Origin of the sequence: Mesorhizobium sp. M7A.F.Ca.CA.003.01.2.1 (assembly GCF_003998945.1) — a bacterium.
Classification (GTDB): Bacteria; Pseudomonadota; Alphaproteobacteria; order Rhizobiales; family Rhizobiaceae; genus Mesorhizobium; species Mesorhizobium ciceri.
In genome coordinates this window covers 1-4852 of the sequence record NZ_RZRA01000395.1, presented here as the reverse complement: position 1 = coordinate 4852, position 4852 = coordinate 1, and the positions used below count along the sequence as shown (strand labels likewise).

The following is a 4852-nucleotide window of genomic DNA, read 5'->3' as shown; positions in this document are numbered from 1 at the left end:
GCAGACCATCGTCAACGGAAAGTACGAGAAGAACCGCCAGTCCGGCTTCAAGCGCTGCCTCGACGCGGTTCTGGTGCGGGTTTCCGGCGATCAGCGCCTGCCGGCGAAACCTGAAATGACGGCATTGCGCGACAAAGCCGGCACCTTCGTCGCCAGTTTCCACTATCGCGACCGCATGGAAGGCATTCCCAACCATGACGACCAGGGCACGTACGATCGGCCTCATAATCTCTACTGCCAGTACAAGCCTGCTGACGTCGACCCGGTGCTGGCTTCGCTCGGCAGCAGGCCGTGGCTGACCGAGCGGCCACGGCTGGTGGTGTTTTTGGCGACCGAGCGCGGAACAACGCATTACGCGCTCGATGCCGAGGACGACCGTGGCATGCTGATGCGCGAATCGTTCGGCAATGCCGCCGTACCGCTGGCCATGCAGGTGACTTTTCCCACGGTGGCGCAGCTGTCGCAGGCCGGATTGGACGATCAGGCGCTTCGCAATGCCGAGATGACGAAGCTCGACACCCTTGCGGAGAAGGCCGGCGCCGACCAGGCGCTTTACGGCAGTCTCGTCTGGAGCGACAAGGAACTGGGCTGGATCGCCGACTGGCGGCTGGCCATGGCCGGCAAGACCTACATCTGGCAGGTGCGCGGTGTCGGCTTCGACGAGGCTTTCCGTGTCGCCATCAGGGGCGCGGCACAGATTCTGTCAGGCAATGGGCAACCCGAATAGGCCTCGACCCGGTCGCTGGCACAATCGTGCCGCATTGGTCAGCGGCGGGAGCTCGTGGTAAAAGCCTGCCCGAACGAGAGTACTGGCGATGAACAAATTCACCCCCGCAAAGCCCGCCGGCGCGCGCGGCGTCGACGAAATCACCGGCAGCCGCCGTCTGCGCCGCATGCGCAAGGCCGACTGGTCGCGCCGTCTGGTGCAAGAGAACCGGCTCACGGTCGACGATTTGATCTGGCCGATCTTCGTCGTCGAGGGCAAGGGTGTTTGCGAGCCGATCGCCGCCATGCCCGGCGTCTTCCGCCTGTCGATCGATCTCGCCGTCAAGGAGGCAGAGCGCGCGGCAAAACTCGGCATTCCCGCCCTCGCCACCTTCCCCAATGTGGACATCTCGCTGCGCGACCAGACCGGCTCGCACATCCTCGATCCCGACAATGTCATCAACCGCGCCACCCGCGCGATCAAGGATGCGGTACCGCAGATCGGCATCATCACCGACGCAGCGCTCGACCCATTCACCAGCCACGGCCATGACGGCATCCTGCGCGACGGCATCATCGTCAACGACGAGACAGTGGAACAGGTGACCGCCGCCGCAGTCATCCAGGCGGCCGCCGGCGCCGACATCATCGCACCGTCCGACATGATGGACGGCCGCATCGGCGCCATCCGCGACGCGCTCGATGCCAATGGTTTTCAGGACGTGGCGATCATGTCCTATGCGACCAAATTCGCCTCGGCCTTCTACGGACCCTATCGCGAGGCGGTGGGCACCGCCGGTCTGCTCAAGGGCGACAAGAAGACCTATTACATCGACCATGCCAATTCGGACGAGGCGGTGAGAGAGGCCGAACAGGACATCGCCGAGGGCGCCGACATGCTGATGGTCAAGCCCGGCCTGCCCTATCTCGACATCATCCGGCGGCTGAAGGACGAGTTCCAGATGCCGACCTTCGCCTACCAGGTGTCGGGCGAATATTCGATGATCAAGGCGGCAGGCGCCAATGGCTGGATCGACGGCGAGAAGGCAATGCTGGAATCGCTGCTCGCCTTCAAGCGCGCCGGCTGCGACGGCATCCTGACCTATTTCGCACCCGAAGTGGCGGAGATGCTGAAGGGGTAATTTCTCTTCGCGACGACGGCCGGTCGCGGCGAGCAATGTCGGCCAATCCGCTTCGACATCCATACCAATTTCCGGCTCTTGGCCGGGGAATCCATAGCGAGGGCCACTTGACCGTTGCGTGGGCTTCGTTTGAGCTTGAAAATACCGCTTGCAATTCACAATCGGTTTGTTACAAAAAACTGCTTGCAAAACACAATCGGTTATCGAGGAGGCTCGCATGTCCAAACTTCGCGTCAACGCTTTCACCCTATCGCTCGACGGCTATGGCGCCGGTCCCGATCAGGATCTGCAAAATCCGCTCGGCGTCGGTGGGGAATCCTTGCACAAGTGGTTTGTCGACACCCGCACCTTCCGCGAGATGGTGCTCGGACAAGATGGCGGCACCACCGACGTCAACGAGGCGTTCGCGGCGCGCAGCTTCGAAAATGTCGGCGCCTGGATCCTCGGCCGCAACATGTTCGGACCGATCCGCGGCGAATGGCCTGACGACAGCTGGAAAGGCTGGTGGGGCGACAACCCGCCCTATCATGTGCCGGTTTTCGTGCTGACCCATCACAAGCGGGAACCGATCACGATGGAGGGCGGCACCACTTTCCACTTCGTCGTCGACGGCATCCATTCAGCTCTTGAACAGGCAAAGGCTGCCGCTGGCGGCAAGGATGTGCGGGTCGGCGGCGGCGTCGCCACCATACGGCAATATCTGCAGGAAAAACTGATCGACGAGATGCATCTGGCGATCGCGCCGCTGCTGCTGGGCACGGGCGAGAACCTTTTTGCCGGCCTGGACATGCTCAAGCTCGGCTATGTCTGCAGCGAGCAGGTGGCGACCCCGCTCGCGACGCACGTCACCATCAAGCGGGCGTAAGGTGGAGAGCCAATCTCTCCCCTCGTGGGGGAGATCGCAGCTTCGTCTGCCTCAATACTTCTCCGGCACGTAGAGCTCGCGCGGCAGCACCTGGCGTTCGTATTCGGGGTTGAAGACGCGCTCCGGCAAAGTGATCTCCTCGTGCGGCACTTCCTCGTAAGGCAGCTGCTTGAGCAGATGGTCGATGCAGTTCAGCCGCGCGCGTTTCTTGTCGTTGCCCTCGACGATGAACCAGGGCGCTTCCGGGATGTTGGTGCGGGCGAAGGTCTCTTCCTTGGCCTTGGTGTACTGCTCCCAGCGCACGCGCGACTGCAGGTCCATCGGCGACAGTTTCCACTGTTTCATCGGATCGTGGATGCGCATCAGGAAGCGCATCTGCTGTTCCTCGTCGGTGATCGAGAACCAGTATTTGACCACGGTGATGCCCGAGCGGACCAGCATGCGCTCGAATTCCGGCACGTCGTGGAAGAATTCTTCGACCTGATCGGGCTGGGCAAAGCCCATCACCCGCTCGACGCCCGAGCGGTTGTACCATGAGCGGTCGAACAGCACGATCTCGCCGCCGGCCGGCAGATGCGGGACATAGCGCTGGAAATACCATTGCGACTTTTCGCGCTCCGTCGGCGCCGGCAGTGCGACGACACGGCAGATGCGCGGGTTGAGGCGCTGGGTGATGCGCTTGATGACACCGCCCTTGCCGGCCGAATCGCGTCCCTCGAAGATCACCACCAGCTTCTTCTTGTGGTGGGCGACCCAGGACTGCAGCTTGATCAATTCGGACTGCAGGGTGATCAGGTCGCGAAAATACTGCATGCGATCGATCGAAGGCGGATGCGAGTTCTTGTAGATCTTGGCGATCTCCATCGACAGCGCCGGCTCCGACATTTCGAGCTCATAGTCTTCGTCAAGCGTGTCGGCGAGCTCGGCTTCAAGCCAATCCCTGGCCGGAGAATTCTGTTTTAGCTCGGTCATTATCGGCTGCTCCACTTGCAAGCTCTGTCGATCCACGTCCGGCGCCCCAAACTCCCGGCCTACAGCCCGGGAACGGCAACACCTGAGCCGACTTCCATATAGGCCTGCAATGACGGTTTTATTGCAGCGCGAGCATGGTCACCACCGCTGTCGGTCCAGCCAGGCATGATCGATCCGCCGCGCTGGCATGGAGACACGTCGCCCAAATTGTCCTACAAATAGCGGCCACTTTCGGGCGGCCCTCCCCAGCCCTTTCCCAATGCAATCGCGAGGACGACATGGAATACCGCACCCTCGGCCGTTCCGGCCTGAAAGTATCGACACTGACCATGGGGACCATGACGTTCGGTGGCGCCGGTGCTTTTTCGGCGGTCGGCAAGACCGATCTCGACGAAGCGCGCCGGATGATCGATCTCTGTATCGACGCCGGCATCAATGTCATCGACACCGCCAATGTCTATTCGAACGGCATTTCCGAAGAAATCATCGGCGAAGCGCTCGGCGGCAAGCGCAAGGGCGACGTGCTGATCGCCTCCAAGGCACGGATGCGGATCGGCAAAGGTCCAAACGACGAAGGCCTGTCGCGCCATCACCTGATTCGGGAATGCGAGAAGAGCCTGAAGCGGCTCAAGACCGACGTCATCGACATCTATTTCCTGCACGAATGGGATGGCGTGACGCCGCTGGAGGAAACCATCGGCGCGCTCGACACGCTGGTTGCCCAGGGCAAGATCCGCTATGTCGGCTGCTCCAACTATTCCGGCTGGCAGGTGATGAAGGCGCTCGGCATCAGCGACAGCCGTCATCAGCCGCGCTTCATCACGCAGCAGATCCACTACACGCTGGAAGCGCGCGAAGCGGAGTACGAACTGCTGCCGATTTCCGTCGACCAGGGGCTGGGCGTTCTGGTCTGGAGCCCGCTTGCCGGCGGATTGCTGTCCGGCAAATACCGCCGTGACAGCCCCACCGCCCGCCAACTCGCGGGCTGGTCGGAACCACCGATCCGCGACGAGGACCGGCTGTGGCGGATCGTCGATGTGCTTGTGGAGATCGGCGCGCAGCGCGGCGTGTCGGCAGCGCAGGTGGCGCTGGCCTGGCTGCTTGGCCGGCCGTCCATCAGTTCCCTGGTGATCGGCGGCAGGACGGAAACGCAGTTCCTGGACAACAT

General features: G+C 62.2%; 5 protein-coding genes. 4 read left to right on the top strand and 1 reads right to left on the bottom strand.

Annotation, left to right across the window (positions count from 1 at the left end; translation table 11 throughout):
* The 3 genes from EN969_RS17015 to EN969_RS17005 all read left to right on the top strand — a co-directional run.
* The coding region (locus EN969_RS17015; RefSeq protein ID WP_127419259.1) for a DUF2066 domain-containing protein at positions 1 to 727 on the top strand (727 nt) is incomplete at its 5' end.
* Positions 728 to 815: 88 nt separating this feature from the next.
* Entirely contained in the window at positions 816 to 1847 is a 1032-nt protein-coding gene (hemB, locus tag EN969_RS17010; RefSeq protein ID WP_027162429.1) for a porphobilinogen synthase, read from the top strand.
* Positions 1848 to 2064: 217 nt separating this feature from the next.
* Positions 2065 to 2712 (top strand): dihydrofolate reductase family protein, encoded by a 648-nt coding sequence (locus EN969_RS17005; protein WP_063167762.1) that lies wholly within the window; start codon positions 2065 to 2067, stop codon positions 2710 to 2712.
* A 51-nt stretch (positions 2713 to 2763) separates the two neighbouring features.
* On the opposite strand, the gene ppk2 is transcribed toward EN969_RS17005, so the two are convergent.
* Positions 2764 to 3684: a polyphosphate kinase 2 gene (gene ppk2, locus EN969_RS17000; RefSeq protein ID WP_013532260.1), complete on the bottom strand. Its 921-nt coding sequence runs from the start codon at positions 3682 to 3684 to the stop codon at positions 2764 to 2766.
* A gap of 278 nt (positions 3685 to 3962) precedes the next feature.
* Here ppk2 and EN969_RS16995 point away from each other — a divergent pair.
* Positions 3963 to 4852 (top strand): aldo/keto reductase (locus tag EN969_RS16995; protein WP_164758305.1); only part of this gene is annotated, 890 nt, incomplete at its 3' end.